The sequence below is a fragment of the Streptomyces sp. CB02959 genome (assembly GCF_002803155.1).
GTDB lineage: Bacteria > Actinomycetota > Actinomycetes > Streptomycetales > Streptomycetaceae > Streptomyces.
Map to the genome: position 1 here is coordinate 223,436 of NZ_NNBP01000006.1, position 13,523 is coordinate 236,958.

The 13,523-nt window shown below is 70.3% G+C and carries 15 protein-coding genes; 5 read left to right on the forward strand and 10 right to left on the reverse strand.

Features of this window, described 5'->3' with window-relative positions:
- The first annotated feature begins 45 nt into the window (after positions 1-45).
- The gene (locus CG747_RS12545; RefSeq protein ID WP_100601774.1) at positions 46-1,110 is read left to right on the forward strand and encodes a nitrous oxide reductase family maturation protein NosD; all 1,065 of its coding nucleotides are present in this window, start codon (positions 46-48) and stop codon (positions 1,108-1,110) included.
- 70 nt (positions 1,111-1,180) lie between these two features.
- Positions 1,181-2,212, forward strand: a complete 1,032-nt coding sequence (locus tag CG747_RS12550) for a methyltransferase (RefSeq protein ID WP_100601775.1) — start codon at positions 1,181-1,183, stop codon at positions 2,210-2,212.
- A gap of 102 nt (positions 2,213-2,314) precedes the next feature.
- Here the strand turns inward: CG747_RS12550 and CG747_RS12555 are convergent, their stop codons facing one another.
- The 7 genes from CG747_RS12555 to CG747_RS12585 all read right to left on the reverse strand — a co-directional run bounded on the left by CG747_RS12555 (position 2,315) and on the right by CG747_RS12585 (position 7,653).
- The gene (locus CG747_RS12555) at positions 2,315-2,647 is read right to left on the reverse strand and encodes a TcmI family type II polyketide cyclase (RefSeq protein ID WP_100601776.1); all 333 of its coding nucleotides are present in this window, start codon (positions 2,645-2,647) and stop codon (positions 2,315-2,317) included.
- A 56-nt stretch (positions 2,648-2,703) separates the two neighbouring features.
- The gene (locus CG747_RS12560; protein ID WP_100601777.1) at positions 2,704-3,180 is read right to left on the reverse strand and encodes an SRPBCC family protein; all 477 of its coding nucleotides are present in this window, start codon (positions 3,178-3,180) and stop codon (positions 2,704-2,706) included.
- A gap of 1 nt (position 3,181) precedes the next feature.
- The gene (locus CG747_RS12565; RefSeq protein WP_100601778.1) at positions 3,182-3,478 is read right to left on the reverse strand and encodes an acyl carrier protein; all 297 of its coding nucleotides are present in this window, start codon (positions 3,476-3,478) and stop codon (positions 3,182-3,184) included.
- Between the two features lie 12 nt (positions 3,479-3,490).
- Positions 3,491-4,741: a beta-ketoacyl synthase N-terminal-like domain-containing protein gene (locus CG747_RS12570; protein WP_100601779.1), complete on the reverse strand. Its 1,251-nt coding sequence runs from the start codon at positions 4,739-4,741 to the stop codon at positions 3,491-3,493.
- Positions 4,738-6,006 (reverse strand): beta-ketoacyl synthase, encoded by a 1,269-nt coding sequence (locus CG747_RS12575; protein ID WP_100601780.1) that lies wholly within the window; start codon positions 6,004-6,006, stop codon positions 4,738-4,740. The genes CG747_RS12570 and CG747_RS12575 overlap by 4 nt, the downstream gene beginning before the upstream one ends.
- On the reverse strand, positions 6,003-6,437 hold the full coding sequence (locus tag CG747_RS12580; RefSeq protein ID WP_100601781.1) for a cupin domain-containing protein: 435 nt from the start codon (positions 6,435-6,437) through the stop codon (positions 6,003-6,005). The genes CG747_RS12575 and CG747_RS12580 overlap by 4 nt, the downstream gene beginning before the upstream one ends.
- Positions 6,438-6,534: 97 nt before the next feature.
- Positions 6,535-7,653: a SchA/CurD-like domain-containing protein gene (locus CG747_RS12585; RefSeq protein ID WP_100601903.1), complete on the reverse strand. Its 1,119-nt coding sequence runs from the start codon at positions 7,651-7,653 to the stop codon at positions 6,535-6,537.
- 292 nt (positions 7,654-7,945) lie between these two features.
- Between CG747_RS12585 and CG747_RS12590 the strand changes: the two genes are divergently transcribed.
- Both CG747_RS12590 and CG747_RS12595 read left to right on the forward strand, forming a co-directional pair.
- The gene (locus CG747_RS12590) at positions 7,946-9,583 is read left to right on the forward strand and encodes an FAD-dependent monooxygenase (protein WP_100601782.1); all 1,638 of its coding nucleotides are present in this window, start codon (positions 7,946-7,948) and stop codon (positions 9,581-9,583) included.
- A 447-nt stretch (positions 9,584-10,030) separates the two neighbouring features.
- Positions 10,031-10,450 (forward strand): glutathione peroxidase, encoded by a 420-nt coding sequence (locus tag CG747_RS12595; RefSeq protein WP_100601783.1) that lies wholly within the window; start codon positions 10,031-10,033, stop codon positions 10,448-10,450.
- On the opposite strand, the gene CG747_RS12600 is transcribed toward CG747_RS12595, so the two are convergent.
- From CG747_RS12600 to CG747_RS12610, 3 genes are read right to left on the reverse strand one after another with little or no spacing between them, the layout of a single operon-like run.
- A complete protein-coding gene (locus CG747_RS12600; RefSeq protein WP_100601784.1) occupies positions 10,432-12,015 on the reverse strand; it encodes a recombinase family protein in 1,584 nt (527 codons plus the stop codon). The two genes, CG747_RS12595 and CG747_RS12600, sit on opposite strands and share 19 nt — an antisense overlap.
- Complete coding sequence (locus CG747_RS12605; RefSeq protein ID WP_100601785.1) at positions 12,012-12,374, reverse strand: hypothetical protein; 363 nt, start codon at positions 12,372-12,374, stop codon at positions 12,012-12,014. Before CG747_RS12605 ends, CG747_RS12600 begins: the two co-directional genes overlap by 4 nt.
- Before the next feature lie 14 nt (positions 12,375-12,388).
- Positions 12,389-12,850 carry an XRE family transcriptional regulator gene (locus CG747_RS12610; RefSeq protein WP_100601786.1) on the reverse strand — a complete coding sequence of 154 codons (462 nt, stop codon included), beginning with the start codon at positions 12,848-12,850 and terminating at the stop codon, positions 12,389-12,391.
- A gap of 463 nt (positions 12,851-13,313) precedes the next feature.
- Here CG747_RS12610 and CG747_RS12615 point away from each other — a divergent pair, with 463 nt between their 5' ends.
- A complete protein-coding gene (locus CG747_RS12615; protein ID WP_100601787.1) occupies positions 13,314-13,499 on the forward strand; it encodes a hypothetical protein in 186 nt (61 codons plus the stop codon).
- The last annotated feature ends 24 nt before the right edge of the window (positions 13,500-13,523 follow it).

Sequence of the window (13,523 nt, forward strand, 5' to 3'; positions counted from 1 at the left end):
CTTCGCCTCATGGCGCTACGACAGATGCCCCGCGGGGCACGGCGAATGACCCACCTGGGGTGCGCGGCGGCGGTCCTGGCCGGCGTACTTGCCGCGGCCCCACCGTCCCAGGCCGCACCGGACCGGGACGACGATGTGCTCGTCGTCCAGCCCGGTCAATCGATCCAGCGGGCGGTGGACGCGGCCCGACCGGGCGACACGGTGGTGCTGCTGCCCGGCGTGTACCGCGAGAGCGTGCTGATCAACAAGTCACACCTGCTGCTCCGCGGGGTCGGCGGGGAAACCGTTCTCGCCCCGCCCGCCACCCGGGCCGAGAACGCCTGCGGGCAGACCGGCGACGGCATCTGCGTCACCGGGGGCCCCGGTGGCCCGCTCACCGACGTCCACCTGCAGTCGCTGACCGTCGAGGGGTTCCGGCGGAACGGCGTGTGGGCCTCCGGCACCGAGGGGCTGACGGTGCACCACGTCACCGCGCGGCACAACGGCCAGTGGGGCGTCGCGCTGGAGAAGTCGGTGCGCAGCCTGCTCCAGGACAACATCGCGACGGAGAACGGCGACGCCGGGATCTTCCTGGCCAACGTGGTCGCGGAGGAGGGCGGGGCGCTCGACACCCAGCGCACCCGGCTCGTCGAGAACCGGCTCGGCGGCAACCGCATCGGCATCACCGCCCGGCGGGTCCGCAACCTCCTGATCGCCCACAACGACGTGGTCGGGAACTGCGCGGGGGTGTTCGTGGTCGGCGACGAGGGGCACCCCAAGGCCGGCGCGCTCACGGTCCGGGACAACGAGGTCTCCCGGAACAACAAGTTCTGCCCGGCGACCAAGCGCCTGGCGTTCCTCCAGGGATCCGGCATCGTCCTCACCGGCACCGAGGACACGCTCGTCCGGCACAACCTGGTCCGGGACAACGTCGGCAAATCGCCTCTCTCGGGCGGCGTGGTGCTCTTCCCGAGCTTCGTCAAAGCCCTCAACGAGCGCAACGTCATCAGCGACAACGTGGTGCTGCGGAACGCCCCGGCGGACCTGGTCAACGCGGATCCGGCCGGACAGCAGAACGTCTTCCTCCGCAACACCTGCCGAACCTCCAAGCCGCCCGGCCTGTGCACATAGCGGCGCCGGCCGCGCGGCGGCGGTGCCGGCGACAACGCCCATGCGAACGTCAACGGGAGAAAGAGGCGGAATGACCACCGTGAGCCCCACCCCCCAGCCCGCCATGCGGCTGCGGGAACTCATCTTCGGCGCCGCGTGTGCGGCAGCCGTCCGGGCCACCGCCCGGCTCGGTGTCGCCGACGCGCTGGGCGAGCAGCCCACCACCGTGGAGGAGCTGGCCGCCACGGTGGACACCGAACCACGGCCCCTGCAGCGGATGTTGCGGGCGCTGGCCTGCTACGGGATCTTCCAGGAGACCTCGGACGGGAAGTTCGCCCACACCGAGATGTCGCGACTGCTGCGGGAGGACACCCCGAACAGCCTGCGGTACATCTCGCTGTGGTGCACCGAACCGTGGACGTGGGAGGCGTGGCCGCGGCTGGACGACGCGGTGCGCTCCGGCCGGAACGTCTTCGACGACCTCTACGGCAAGGGGTTCTTCGACTACCTGCACGAGGACGCCCAGGACTCCGCGCAGGTCTTCAACCGCGCGATGACCACCTCCAGCAAGCAGTCGGCCCGCGACATCGCCGAACTCCTCGACCTGACCGGGGTGTCCTCGGTCGCCGACATCGGCGGCGGGCAGGGGCACGTCCTGGCCGGTCTACTGGAGAAGTACCCCTCGCTGAACGGCGCCCTGCTCGACCTGCCGTCGGTGGTGGAGAACGCCGACCCCCGGCTGCGGGACGGCGGTCCGCTGGCCGACCGGGCGCGGATCGTGCCCGGCGACTGCCGCGACGACATCCCCGTCCAGGCCGACCTGTACATCATCAAGAACATCCTGGAATGGGACGACGACAGCACCCGCCGGACGCTGCGGAAGGTCGTCGAGGTGGCCCGGCCCGGTGCCCGGGTCGTGGTCATCGAGAACCTCGTCGACGACAGCCCGTCGATGAAGTTCACCACCGCCATGGACCTGCTGCTGCTCCTGAACGTGGGCGGGGCCAAGCACTCCAAGGAGAGCCTGGTCCGCCACATGGCCGAGGCCGGGCTGCTGGTCCACGACATCCTGGTGGTCAACCCGTATCTGCACGCCTTCGAGTGCACCGTCCCCGCCGGCTGAGCCGACATGGCGCACGGGCGGAGCCGGCCCGCGGCGGCCGGCACGGCGGCGGCCTCCCCGCAGGACATGACGGGGAGGCCGGCCACCGTGCGCCGGTCCGGATCAGCCGGCGCCGTCCCGCTCCCAGCAGTAGAACTCCTGGGCCATCGCGTCCTTGGGACTGCGCCAGGTCTCCGGGTCGTACGCGCTGACGTACGCGGACAGCTTCTGGCTGACGGCCTGGAACTCCGGGTGCTGGTGCGCCTTGGCGATCTCCGGGCCGGGCGGCAGGTCGGACTCGATGAGGTGCAGGTACACGTCACCGAACTGGAACAGCTTCCGCCGGTTGACGCCCACCAGGTGGGGCAGCTCCGTACGGTCCGAGGCCGCGAAGACCTCGGCGATGTCGGGAGCCGAGCCCGGCTTCATCCGGGCGACGATCAGAGCGTGGTGCATCGGGAGGTTCCCTTCGTTGCCGCCGGGCGGCGGTCCGGAGTCGGGCCGGCGGGGCGTCAGTTGGCCGGGGCGGCCGCGCGGATCTCGCGGTCCCGCTGCTCGATCCGGTCCCGGATGAGCTCCATCTGGATCCGGGAATTGCGGTTGATGTGCTCGGTCATGCCCTTGTCGTCGACCGGGGCCTCGGGCTTCATAGCGAAGTCCTGGGTCCAGTGCATCGACGTGCCGCCGGGGATCTCCTTGTACTTCCAGAAGATGTCCATGAACTTGAACGGGCCGGTCTCCACGCGGCGGGCGCGGACGGTGAGCGCCCCGCGGTCGGGGGTCCGCTCGGAGATCCAGCTCCAGACCTGGCCGTTCTCGTCCGGGTGCATGGTCAGCCGGAAGGTGGTCGTCTCGCCCTCCCGGGAGAGCACCTCGACCGAGGCGTACTCGCTGAAGAGCCGCGGCCAGTGCTCCAGGTCGTTGGTCATGTCCCAGACGAGGCTGAGCGGGGCGGCGATGGTGATCTCGTTCTCGGTGTGGCCGGGCATGTCAGGCTCCTGTCGTGACGGTGTCGGTGTTGGTGTTGGTGTTGGTGTTGGTGTTGGTGTTGGTGTTGACGAGGTCGAGGAAGTCCTGCGGCGTCTTGGCGCGTTCGGCGTCCGGGGGCAGCGACCGCTCGTAGCGGTTCTCCAGTTCGCCGACGATGCCGAGCAGGCCCAGCGAGTCCAGCCCGTACTCCGCGAAGGTCACTTCGGGCCGGTTCGCCATCTCCTCCGGGTCGACGGTCAGGCCGGCGGCCGACTTCATCAGCGCGGCCAGCTCGTCGAGGGTCAGTTGAGCGATCATGGCAATCTCCTCTCAGGAGGGGGACTTCTCGCACCGGCGCAGCACCATCGCCGCGTTGGAGCCCATCAGTCCCCGGCTCAGCACCAGCGCCGTCTGCAGCTCGGCGGACCGGGACTTGCCGGTCACCACGTCGAGATCCACGGTGACGTCGACGACGTTGGGGGTCGGCGGCACGACGGAGCCCTCCATGGAGAGCACCGCGGCCGCGATGTCCAGTACGGGGGCGCCGCAGTACGCGCGGCCGATACCGGTCTTGGGCGCGGTCACCGGGACCTCGGCGGCGTGCCGGCCCAGGGCGTCGGCCAGTGCCAGCGCCTCGGCCCGGTCCGCCGAGGCCACCCCGAGGGCGTCCGCGAACACCACGTCGATCTCCTCGGGGGCGCACCCGGCGTCGGCCAGCGCGCCCTCGATCGCCCGGGCCAGTCCCTCCCGGGACGCCTCCCAGAGGGCGGCGCCGGTGAAGGTGGCGGCATGGCCGGCCACCACGGCCCGGGGCCGGGAACCGCGCTCCTCGGCGGCCGACCGCTCCTCGACGACCAGCATCGCGCCACCCTCGGCGGGCACGAACCCGCACGCCGCGCGGGTGAACGGGCGGTAGGCGCGGTCCGGTTCGTCGGACCGGCTGAGATCCTCGTACCCGAGCTGGCAGACCACCGAGTACGGGGCCAGCGGGGCCTCGGCGGCACCCACCACCACCGCAGCGGTGCCGCGGCGGATGCTGCGGGTGGCGTGCGCCAGTGCGTCCAGTCCGCCTGCCTCGTCGCTGGCCACCACACCGCACGGCCCCTTGAAGCCGCCGCGGATGGAGATCTGGCCGGTGCTGGCCGCGTAGAACCAGGCGATGGACTGGTACGGGCCGACGTGGCGCGAGCCCTGACCCCACAGGTGCTGTAGCTCCCGCTGGCCGAACTCGCCGCCGCCGGAGCCGGCCGCGGTCACCACCCCCACCGCGAACGGTGAGCGGTTGTAGTCGGCCCGGCCCAGCAGGGCGTCGTCCAACGCGAGGTTGGCCGCGGCCATCGCGAAGTGCGTGAACCGGTCGGTCTGGACGAGGAACCGCTCCTCGATCAGCTCTGCCGGATGGAAGTCGCGGACCTCTCCGGCCACCTTGAGCGGCAGGTCCTCGCAGCCTTCGCGGGTGACCGTGTCGAGAACGCTGATGCCCTCCTTGGTGGCCTTCCAGAATGCTTCGGTGTTGGCCCCGTTGGGGGCGATCACACCGATGCCGGTGACGACGGAACAACGTTCGTGCGGGGAGTTCATCTCGGCCTCCCACCCGGCCTGGTCAGGACCACGGCTGACTGGAACCCGCCGAATCCGCTGCCCACGGACAGCACCGACCGCAGCGGCACTTCCCGTGCGGTCTTCGGCACGTAGTCGAGGTCGCACTCCGGGTCCGGGGTCTCGTAGTTGGCGGTCGGAGGGACCACCTGGTGGGTCAGCGCCAGGACGCAGGCGACGATCTCGATCGCCCCGATCGCGCCCAGCGAGTGGCCCACCATCGATTTGATCGAGCTCATCGGCACCTTGTAGGCGTGGTCACCCAGCGACTTCTTGACCGCGGCGGTCTCGTGGCGGTCGTTCTGCTGGGTGCCCGAGCCGTGCGCGTTGACGTAGTCGACCTGGGTGCGGTCGAGCTGCGCATGGCCCAGCGAGCGGTTGATCGCCTCGGCCATCTCCAGACCTTCCTGGGTCAGGCCGGTCATGTGGTAGGCGTTGCCGAAGGTGGCGTAGCCGCGGATCTCGCAGTGGATGGTGGCACCGCGGGCCCGGGCGTGCTCCAGTTCCTCCAGGACGAGGACGGCGCCGCCCTCCCCCATGACGAACCCGTCGCGCCGGGCGTCGAACGGCCGGGAGGCGTGTGCGGGGTCGTCGTTGTTCGCGGAGGTCGCCTTGATCGCGTCGAAGCAGGCCACCGTGATCGGGGAGATCGGCGAGTCCGAGGCGCCGGCGACGCAGACGTCGGCCCGGCCCTCCTCGATGGAGTGGAAGGCATAACCGATCGCGTCGAGGCCGGAGGTGCAGCCCGTCGAGACGGTCTGCACCGGGCCGTGCGCGCCGATCTGCTCCGCCACCGCGGACGCCAGCGAACTGGGCGAGAACGCCCGGTGCAGATGGGGTCCGGCGGGCCGGTGGTCCACGTCCCAGCGGCGGCCGGACTCGCTGACCGCCACGTAGTCGTGCTCCAGGCGCGTGGTGCCGCCGACCGCGGTGCCCAGGGACACCCCGATCCGCCACGGGTCCTCCCGCTCCATGTCCAGACCGGCCTCCCGCAGCGCCTCCGCCGCGGCGACCAGCGCGAACTGGACGTACCGGTCCGACTTCGCCACCTGCTCCTCGTCCAGCCCGTGCTCGGCCGGATCGAAATCGCACTCGGCGGCGATCCGGGACCGGAAGCCGGTCGGGTCGAAGAGGGTGATGCCACGAGTGGCCGTCCGCCCGGTGGACAGCAGGTCCCAGAAAGCCGGGATGCCCACGCCGCCCGGGGCGACGATGCCGATACCGGTGACCGCCACGCGGCGGGTCATGACACCGGCTCCGGACGTTCGGGTGGGGCGACCGGTGTGCCCTCCTCCGTGCCCTCCGTGTCCACGTGGCCCAGCTCCGGACGCGGCGCCAGCGGGCCCAGGTGGAAGACCATCCGGGCCTCGGTGTTCCCGACGTTGCGGAAGCGGTGCCGCATGTACGGCGGGATCATCAGCCCCTGGTCCGGCCGCAGCGGCAGGGTCTCCCCGTCGAGGTCGACCTCCAGGGCGCCCTGGACGACGTAGACGAACTCCTCGGAGTACGGGTGGTAGTGCTCGCCGATGCGCTCGCCGGGCTGGACCAGTGCCATGCCCATGAAGCCGCTCGTGGCGCCCACCACGCCGGGTGTCAGCATCGCGCGCAGATCACCTCCGCGCCGGCGGTTGGGCTGGGTCTCGCTGAGGTCCACGATGCGTGGGCGGTGCGTGGTCATGGCTGATTCCTCCAGGGGCGTGATGCCGGCGGATGAAGGGGTGCGGGCGGTGGGGCCTGGTACGGCCCGAGGGCCCGCCGGTCGGCGACCGACGCGGTCAGGCGTCCGCTGCCCGGCGGTCGGTGATGAGGTCCATGTCGGCGCGGGCCAGGAAGTGGGCGAGCTCGCGGTCGGTGGTCAGACCGCCGGCCACGTCGCCGTCGAGCAGCCGCCGCAGCACGGCGAGCTTGCGGGGGCCACGGGCGCCGAGGGACACCAGCGGGTCACGGTCGATGGGGACCCGCAGGTCGACGAGGCGGACGACGATGTCGTCGCGCTGGAAGACCGTGCTGCCGTAGACGGGGGACGCCGGGTCGTCGGCGGCCATCTCGTCCTGACGGGCCAGCATCTTGGCCAGCGTCAGGCCCGAGCCGGGCTTGGCCGGGTAGAACAGCGCGTGCCGCGACACGTCCGCGGGCTCCTGGCCACCGGCCGCCACATGGTGCACCGCGGGCAGCGCGGCGCGGGTGAAGAACACCCGGGCGGAGTTGGGGTCGTCGAGGTCCCGGTCCTGTTCCAGGTAGGGGTTGATGGCCTCCTCGACGGCCCGGACCTCGGGCTGCCGGGAGACGTGCCGCAGCGCGGCGATCAGGTCGCCCTGCACCTCGATGGCCCGCACCACGCGGTTGCCGTACATGAACAGGGAGGTGCGGCGCAGCCGGGTCGTGTCGTCGACCCGGGCCGCCGGGGAGGTGTAGCCGGAGAGGATGTCGGCCACCATCGCTTCGCTGCCCGGCTTCACGGTGAAGGTGAGGGCGTGCCGGACCACTCCGTCCCCGACGCGGGGGTCGGCCTGCAGCCGGCCCTTGACCGGCTCGGGGGCGGCGACGGCTTCGTTGGAGGTCTCGCGCAGAACGCTGAAGCGGAGGGAACGGGTGTCGCGCACACAGCCGTGCAGCGGCTGCACCATCTTGACGTGCTCCTCGCTGTTGACCCAGGCGAGGAACGGCGGCGCGCTCTCCCACTCACTGGTGATCAACCACTGGGAGGGGTTCTCGATGGACTGGCACAGCTGGTCGGTGATGTGCCCAGGGACGGAGGCCACCTGGTTGCGCAGCTGCTCGTAGGCTTCCAGGAACTGCTGCTGGGCTCCTTCCTGCAGATCCAGCAGGAGGACGACCCGGAGCCTGGAACCGTCGAAGGCGGACTGCGATATTCGTTCCGACAGCGTTGTCATCATCTACGCATCTCCTCCAGGGCACGAGGCCCCTGTGGTGCGTCGTCAGTTCCGGCGCGATCCGGGATTCCGGTGCCGTCCGTTACTCCCGATGCGATCCGGTCGACTGAGTCGGATGGGCGAACCTTCGGCCCGGTGTGTCGCGGGGGGAGGGTCCGGATTCGATCGTGGCCAAGACCCACGGCCGGCGCGAGATGTGTGAGCCATGCAGGTGAACCGTGATGGAAGGCGCCATGGGCCGGGCATGCGTTGCTCCATCTCCCGTACGCACCGCTGGAGCTGGAGCGCACACATGAATCCCAAGGTCGAAGACCGGGTGCCGGTACTGATCGTGGGCGGGTCCCTGGTGGGTCTGTCCGCCTCGTTGTTCCTGGGGCGTCTGGGCGTCCCGCACGTCCTGGTCGAGAAGCATGCGGACACCTCACGGCATCCACGCGGACGGGGGAACAACGTCCGCACGATGGAGCTGTACCGGGTCGCCGGCGCCGAGGCCCGGATCCGGGCGGCGGCCTCGGTCCTCGCCGACAACCACGGGATCCTGCAGGCCCGTTCGCTGACGGGTGACGAGCAGGAGTGGCTGTTCCGGGAGATCGACCCGGGCGGCGGGCTGGCCAGGTTCAGCCCGTCCGGATGGTGCCTGTGCAGCCAGAACGACCTGGAGCCGGTGCTCCTGCGGTGCGCCCACGAACTCGGCGGCGACCTGCGGTTCAGCACCGAGCTGATCAGCTGCGACCAGGACGCCGACGGGGTGACCGCGGTCCTCAAGGACCGGGACACCGGTGCGCACACCACCCTCCGCGCCGACTACCTGATCGCCGCGGACGGCCCCCGCAGCCCCGTGCGGGAACGGCTGGGCATCGGCCAGAGCGGCCCCGGCGACCTCTTCCACAACGTCAGCATCACCTTCCGGGCCCCCGAGCTCGCGGACGCGGTCGGCGACCGCCGCTTCATCGCCTGCTACCTGACCGGCCCGGAGGCCGACGGGGCCCTGCTGCCGGTGGACAACCGCGAGCAGTGGGTCTTCCACGCGCCCTGGCACCCCGACCGCGGCGAGACCCTGGAGGACTTCACCGACGAGCGGTGCATCGAGCACATCCGGCGGGCAACCGGCGTGCCCGGCATGGCCGTTGAGATCACCGGCAAGGCACCCTGGCACGCCGCGGAGCGGGTCGCGCAGCGGTACTCCGCGGGCCGGATCTTCCTCGCCGGCGACTCCGCCCACGAGATGTCCCCCACGGGGGCGTTCGGCTCGAACACCGGCATCCAGGACGCGCACAACCTCGCCTGGAAACTCGCCGCCGTCCTCGACGGTTCCGCGGCCCCGGCGCTGCTGGACACCTACGAGGACGAGCGCCGGCCGGTGGCCGAGGTGACCAGCGCCCGCGCCTCCGCCCGGTCGGCCGAGCACAGCCACCCCGGCTACGACCCGGCACCCGGTGGCGGCGGCGGACGCCAGCGCGGGGTGCTGACCGTGGCCCTCGGCTACTGCTACCCGCGGGGCGCGGTCCTCGGCGCCGACCCCGACCTCCCGGTCGTCCCCGAGCGGATGCGGCTGACCGGCGAGCCGGGCACCCGGGCCCCGCACCTGTGGCTGCACGCGGACGGGGAGCGGCGCTCCACCCTGGATCTCTACGAGCGGTCGTTCGTCCTGCTGACCGGCACCGAGGACGGCAAGATCTGGCGCGCCGCGGCGGAAGCCGCCGCCGCGCACTGGTCGGCCCGGCTGGACCACTACCGGATCGGCACCGGCGCCGACGCCGACCTGGTCCCGGAGGACGGCGCCGACTGGGCCGAGGTGCACGGGGCGACGCCGGAGGGCGCGGTGCTGGTCCGGCCGGACGGATTCGTGGCGTGGCGCGCGGAGGGGCGGGTGGCCGACCCGGAGGGGGCGCTGCGGGAGGTCCTGGGCGGCCTGCTCCGCCGGGCCTGATCCCGCGCGGCCCCGCGGATCCCACCGACCGCACCCCAGGGGCCGGTCGGGCGGTCAGCCGCCCGGCCGGCCCCTGGAACGTATCTTCTGACCTTCACCGGCCCAGGGGGCATCTGGTGCGCGCACCGGCCCGGTCCCGTACCTCGCGGGGCGAATTGGCGTTGAGTCCGGACATGGACGCCAAGAAGACCCCGGGACATCCCTTCCAGCGCATCTCGCTCCCGCACCAGCCGCCCCGGCTTCCGCCGTCCGGCGCCCGCCGCCGTCGCCGTCGCGCCGAGGAGGACACCCCGATCTTCGACCAGTTGCTCAAGGAGTGGCGGGCGGGCGCGCTGCGGCCGATGGTCACCTGGCCGGCCGACGATCCCGGGAAGATCAGACCGGGCACGGTTGTTGGGGGCGAGGACGGATGTCCCCGTCCACGGAACCGCACTGAGGAGCCCGAGCATGAGCCTGTACGACATCCCGCTGCGCACCCTGACCGGTGAGCCCGCTTCCCTCGCCGACTACCGGGGCAAGGCCCTGCTGGTGGTGAACGTGGCGTCCAAGTGCGGGCTGACCCCGCAGTACACGGGACTGGAGCAGCTCCAGCAGCGGTTCGCCGACCGCGGTTTCAGCGTGCTGGGCTTCCCCAGCAACCAGTTCGCGGGCCAGGAGCCCGGCACGGCCGAGGAGATCGCCACCTTCTGCTCGACGACATACGGCGTCAGCTTCCCGCTGTTCGAGAAGACCGACGTCAACGGCGAGCACCGGCACCCGCTGTACGCCGAGCTGACCGGCACCGCGGACGCCGAGGGCGCGGCGGGCGATGTCCAGTGGAACTTCGAGGGTTTCGTCTCTAATGAACGTCACGCCTTGGCGGCGTGAAGGCGCTGCTCAGGATGCCGCGCCTCTTCCCAGACGGGGACAATCGCTACCGTGACCGGGCCCGGCCGCTTCGGCTGGTGCAGAACGATTCGCCTGATCAGCTTGCGCAGAATCAAGTTCCGCTCGGCCACGGTCAGCGTCTCCCACTCGTCCAGGACGCCCACCAGGAGGGGGAGGTAATCGTCTGCCTCCGGCATCTCTTCGACCTCGACAAGGGCCGAGATCCGCTCTGAAAGCTGGTGGCGCTCGGCCACCAGCTCATCCCGCGCCGCCTCGAAGACACCTGGCGGGTACTTGTCCGGGTTCTTCGCAGCATCGACGGCCAGTCGAGTGAGCGACGCCTCGACCTTGGCGTGCTCGGTCTGCACCCTTGCACGCTCGCGTGCAGCCCGCGCCCGATCATCGTTCGGGCTGTGGCCGTCCAGTGCTGTGGCCGGCGCGTTGTCGATCTCGTGCGCCACGCTGCTGAGCCACTCCAGAACCTCGGCGACCACGTCGGCGCCACGGGCCCAGACGCCAATACACCCGTCAGCTCCGTACTCGGTTCGCCGCGCGCACCGGAACCCCGGCTTACCTCGGCTTCGGCTCACCGTTGCGGCCCCGGTGCACTGGCCGCAGCGCGTCAGCCCGGTTACCTCCGTGCTTGGCAGGCGACTTCGCGGCGGCGTGGCCGCAACCAGCTTGCGCCGCTCTTGGTACTCCTTCCACGTCTCGTCACTGATGATCGCTTCCTGTGCGCCCGGCACAAGGTCGTAGTAATTGCACTGCCCCTGATGCTTGCCGCGCGGGCAGTCCTGGCGGTGGCGGCGCAGCAGGCCGGCCGCAAAGCCGCTGTCCATGTAGTACCTGAGATTCTCTTGCCCCCAGATGCCGCCGCGCGTGGTGGTGCAGCCGAGGCTGTTCAACCAGGCGGCCAGCGGCTTGAACCCGCTTCCGTTGAGGTAGCGGGCCCAGAGTTCGGCGACGATGTCGCGTAGCTCCGGGTCGGCCTCGTAGCGCTCTTTCTGAAGCACGCCGGTGACGGGGTCGTACCTCTTGTGCCAGAGGTAGCCGAACCGCGGCTTGCCCATAGCCGGGAGCTTGGCGGCACGGCGGTACTCGTGTGCCTCCTTCCATTGTTCGCCGATGCGGTCGGCTTCGAACGCGGCGACCTCGAACAGCACGCCGCGGGTGAAGCGTCCCGTTGCCGTGCGCGGGTCGGCGTCCTCGGTCGATGAGTAGAGCTGTCCGCCGACCTTTTCCACTCGGGTGAGGTTGATCGCGACGCCGTGCCGACTGCGGCCGAATCTGCTGAACTTCCATACCGCGATCTCTCGGGCCTTACCGGCCTCGATGGCTGCGATGGCCTTCATGATCTTGCGGTGGAAGTTGGTGCCCGTGGCGTCGAGGTCGACGACCCACTGAACGATGCGCCGGCGGGTGCGCTTCGCCCAGTCCTCGATGGACGTCTTCTGAAGCTCTGGGCTGATCTTCTCTTCTTTCCAGGTCGAGACCCGGATGTACCCGATGGCGGGTATCAGTTCGCCGAAGGTGTCGGCGGACGGCTGGACCGTAATTGTGGTCACTGTGCCTTCCGTTCGATCGGTCTGGTTGGACGCGGGCGCAGTGTGATCACGTTGCCCGCGACCTGCTCGGCAGTCGCCCGGTGACCGGGGTCGGGTGGGGCAGGGGCGTCGAGCAGGCCGCGCGCAACGTGGTCAAGGGCACGGTGGTAGCCGGCTCTGTCTGCTTCGGCGAGCTGGTGGGCAGTGACCGTGTGGGAGTTGTGCACAGTGCGCGTGATGATCAGCGGTACAGCCGTGAGTGTGAGGAATAGGCCGGCGCTGAAGAAGTCGTCGTCCCCGCCGAGCAATCCGACGACGCCCGCCGACAGGCCCACCACAAGCAGGGTGAAGACAAATACGGGCATGTAGCGGTGGGTCACTGTGCCTCCGTGCGCTAGTTCTCGGCGGCGTGTTCCTTGCCGCCGTTCTCGGCTCGTTGCTGTCGAAGGGTTTCGGTCATGGAGACGAACAGGCGGCGTGACTGCGGGTCGGTGATGCCTAGTTCGTCTGCGGCGGCCTCGGGCGTGAGGGGCGCGGGGCGTGGTGTGGTGCCTGCCTTGCGCACGCCGTCGAGTTCTTCACGGGTGAGTACGCCGGCGGCGACCAGCACCTCGGGTAGTGGGATGTCGAGGGCGTCGGCGAGCAGCCCCAGGACTCGTGTCTCTGTGGAGCCCTGTCCGCGGAGCATGCGGCTTACTGAGCCGGCGCCGATTCCGGAATCTTGGACGAAGCGACTTTGGCCGCCGCCCCTGGGGCGGAGGTCATAGCCGCGCCGTTCAAGCTGCTGACGCAGCCAGGTGGCGAACTGCGCGGGGCTGGCGGCTTGGTTCGCGCGTGGGAGGTTCGGTTGTTCCATGGATGGAACATATCGCGAGCGGACCGTACCACCAATGAGATCGCTTAACGATGTCCATAACATGCCTTAAAGGCACGGTTCACCCCCTCGATTCGTAACCCGCCGATCGAACTGGTGACCGATTGTGGCCAGGCGTGTGCCACATGTCAACAAACATTCCAGAAGGTCGATTTTGGACATCAAGGTCCGTCTCGACCGAACGAACCTGCTAACGTTCCATCCGTGGACGGAATAGTTCCGACCGCGGAAGGACGTTACTTATGTACGACCGCGCCACCCTCATATCCGCCGCCCGCGAGGCAGGCGACCGCAACCCCTCAGACACAGCGCGACGCTTGAAGGTTGCACGGAACACCGCATGGCGCCTCTGGCACGGACGCACCGCCCCAAGTGCCGCGCTGGCCGTGGCAGTTGAGCAGCACTACGGCGTATCCGCTGGTCAGCTCATGAAGCGGACCACGGCATGAACAACGTGATCCCCCGCGAGCAGGCCATACGCAACGCCCGCCGCGTCCTCGACGCCGCCCGGCACCGGCGCGACGCCGACCGTGCCGCCGGCCGCCTGTCCCCTGAGGTCGAACTCATCCTTCGGCGCCTCGAACGCCAGCAGCGCCAGCAGGCGCCGGCCGTCGAGTACCGCGCCGCCTGACAACGAAATGGGCCGCCCGGACTC

Coding starts and splice junctions, on each gene's coding strand:
- CG747_RS12580 (WP_100601781.1), bottom strand. CDS start 6,437: ATGACCACGCACCGCCCACGCATCGTGGACCTCAGCGAGACCCAGCCC.
- CG747_RS12560 (WP_100601777.1), bottom strand. CDS start 3,180: ATGCCCGGCCACACCGAGAACGAGATCACCATCGCCGCCCCGCTCAGC.
- CG747_RS12610 (WP_100601786.1), bottom strand. CDS start 12,850: ATGGAACAACCGAACCTCCCACGCGCGAACCAAGCCGCCAGCCCCGCG.
- CG747_RS12590 (WP_100601782.1), top strand. CDS start 7,946: ATGAATCCCAAGGTCGAAGACCGGGTGCCGGTACTGATCGTGGGCGGG.
- CG747_RS12575 (WP_100601780.1), bottom strand. CDS start 6,006: ATGACCCGCCGCGTGGCGGTCACCGGTATCGGCATCGTCGCCCCGGGC.
- CG747_RS12615 (WP_100601787.1), top strand. CDS start 13,314: ATGAACAACGTGATCCCCCGCGAGCAGGCCATACGCAACGCCCGCCGC.
- CG747_RS12550 (WP_100601775.1), top strand. CDS start 1,181: ATGACCACCGTGAGCCCCACCCCCCAGCCCGCCATGCGGCTGCGGGAA.
- CG747_RS12545 (WP_100601774.1), top strand. CDS start 46: ATGACCCACCTGGGGTGCGCGGCGGCGGTCCTGGCCGGCGTACTTGCC.
- CG747_RS12595 (WP_100601783.1), top strand. CDS start 10,031: ATGAGCCTGTACGACATCCCGCTGCGCACCCTGACCGGTGAGCCCGCT.
- CG747_RS12585 (WP_100601903.1), bottom strand. CDS start 7,653: ATGACAACGCTGTCGGAACGAATATCGCAGTCCGCCTTCGACGGTTCC.
- CG747_RS12570 (WP_100601779.1), bottom strand. CDS start 4,741: ATGAACTCCCCGCACGAACGTTGTTCCGTCGTCACCGGCATCGGTGTG.
- CG747_RS12555 (WP_100601776.1), bottom strand. CDS start 2,647: ATGCACCACGCTCTGATCGTCGCCCGGATGAAGCCGGGCTCGGCTCCC.
- CG747_RS12565 (WP_100601778.1), bottom strand. CDS start 3,478: ATGATCGCTCAACTGACCCTCGACGAGCTGGCCGCGCTGATGAAGTCG.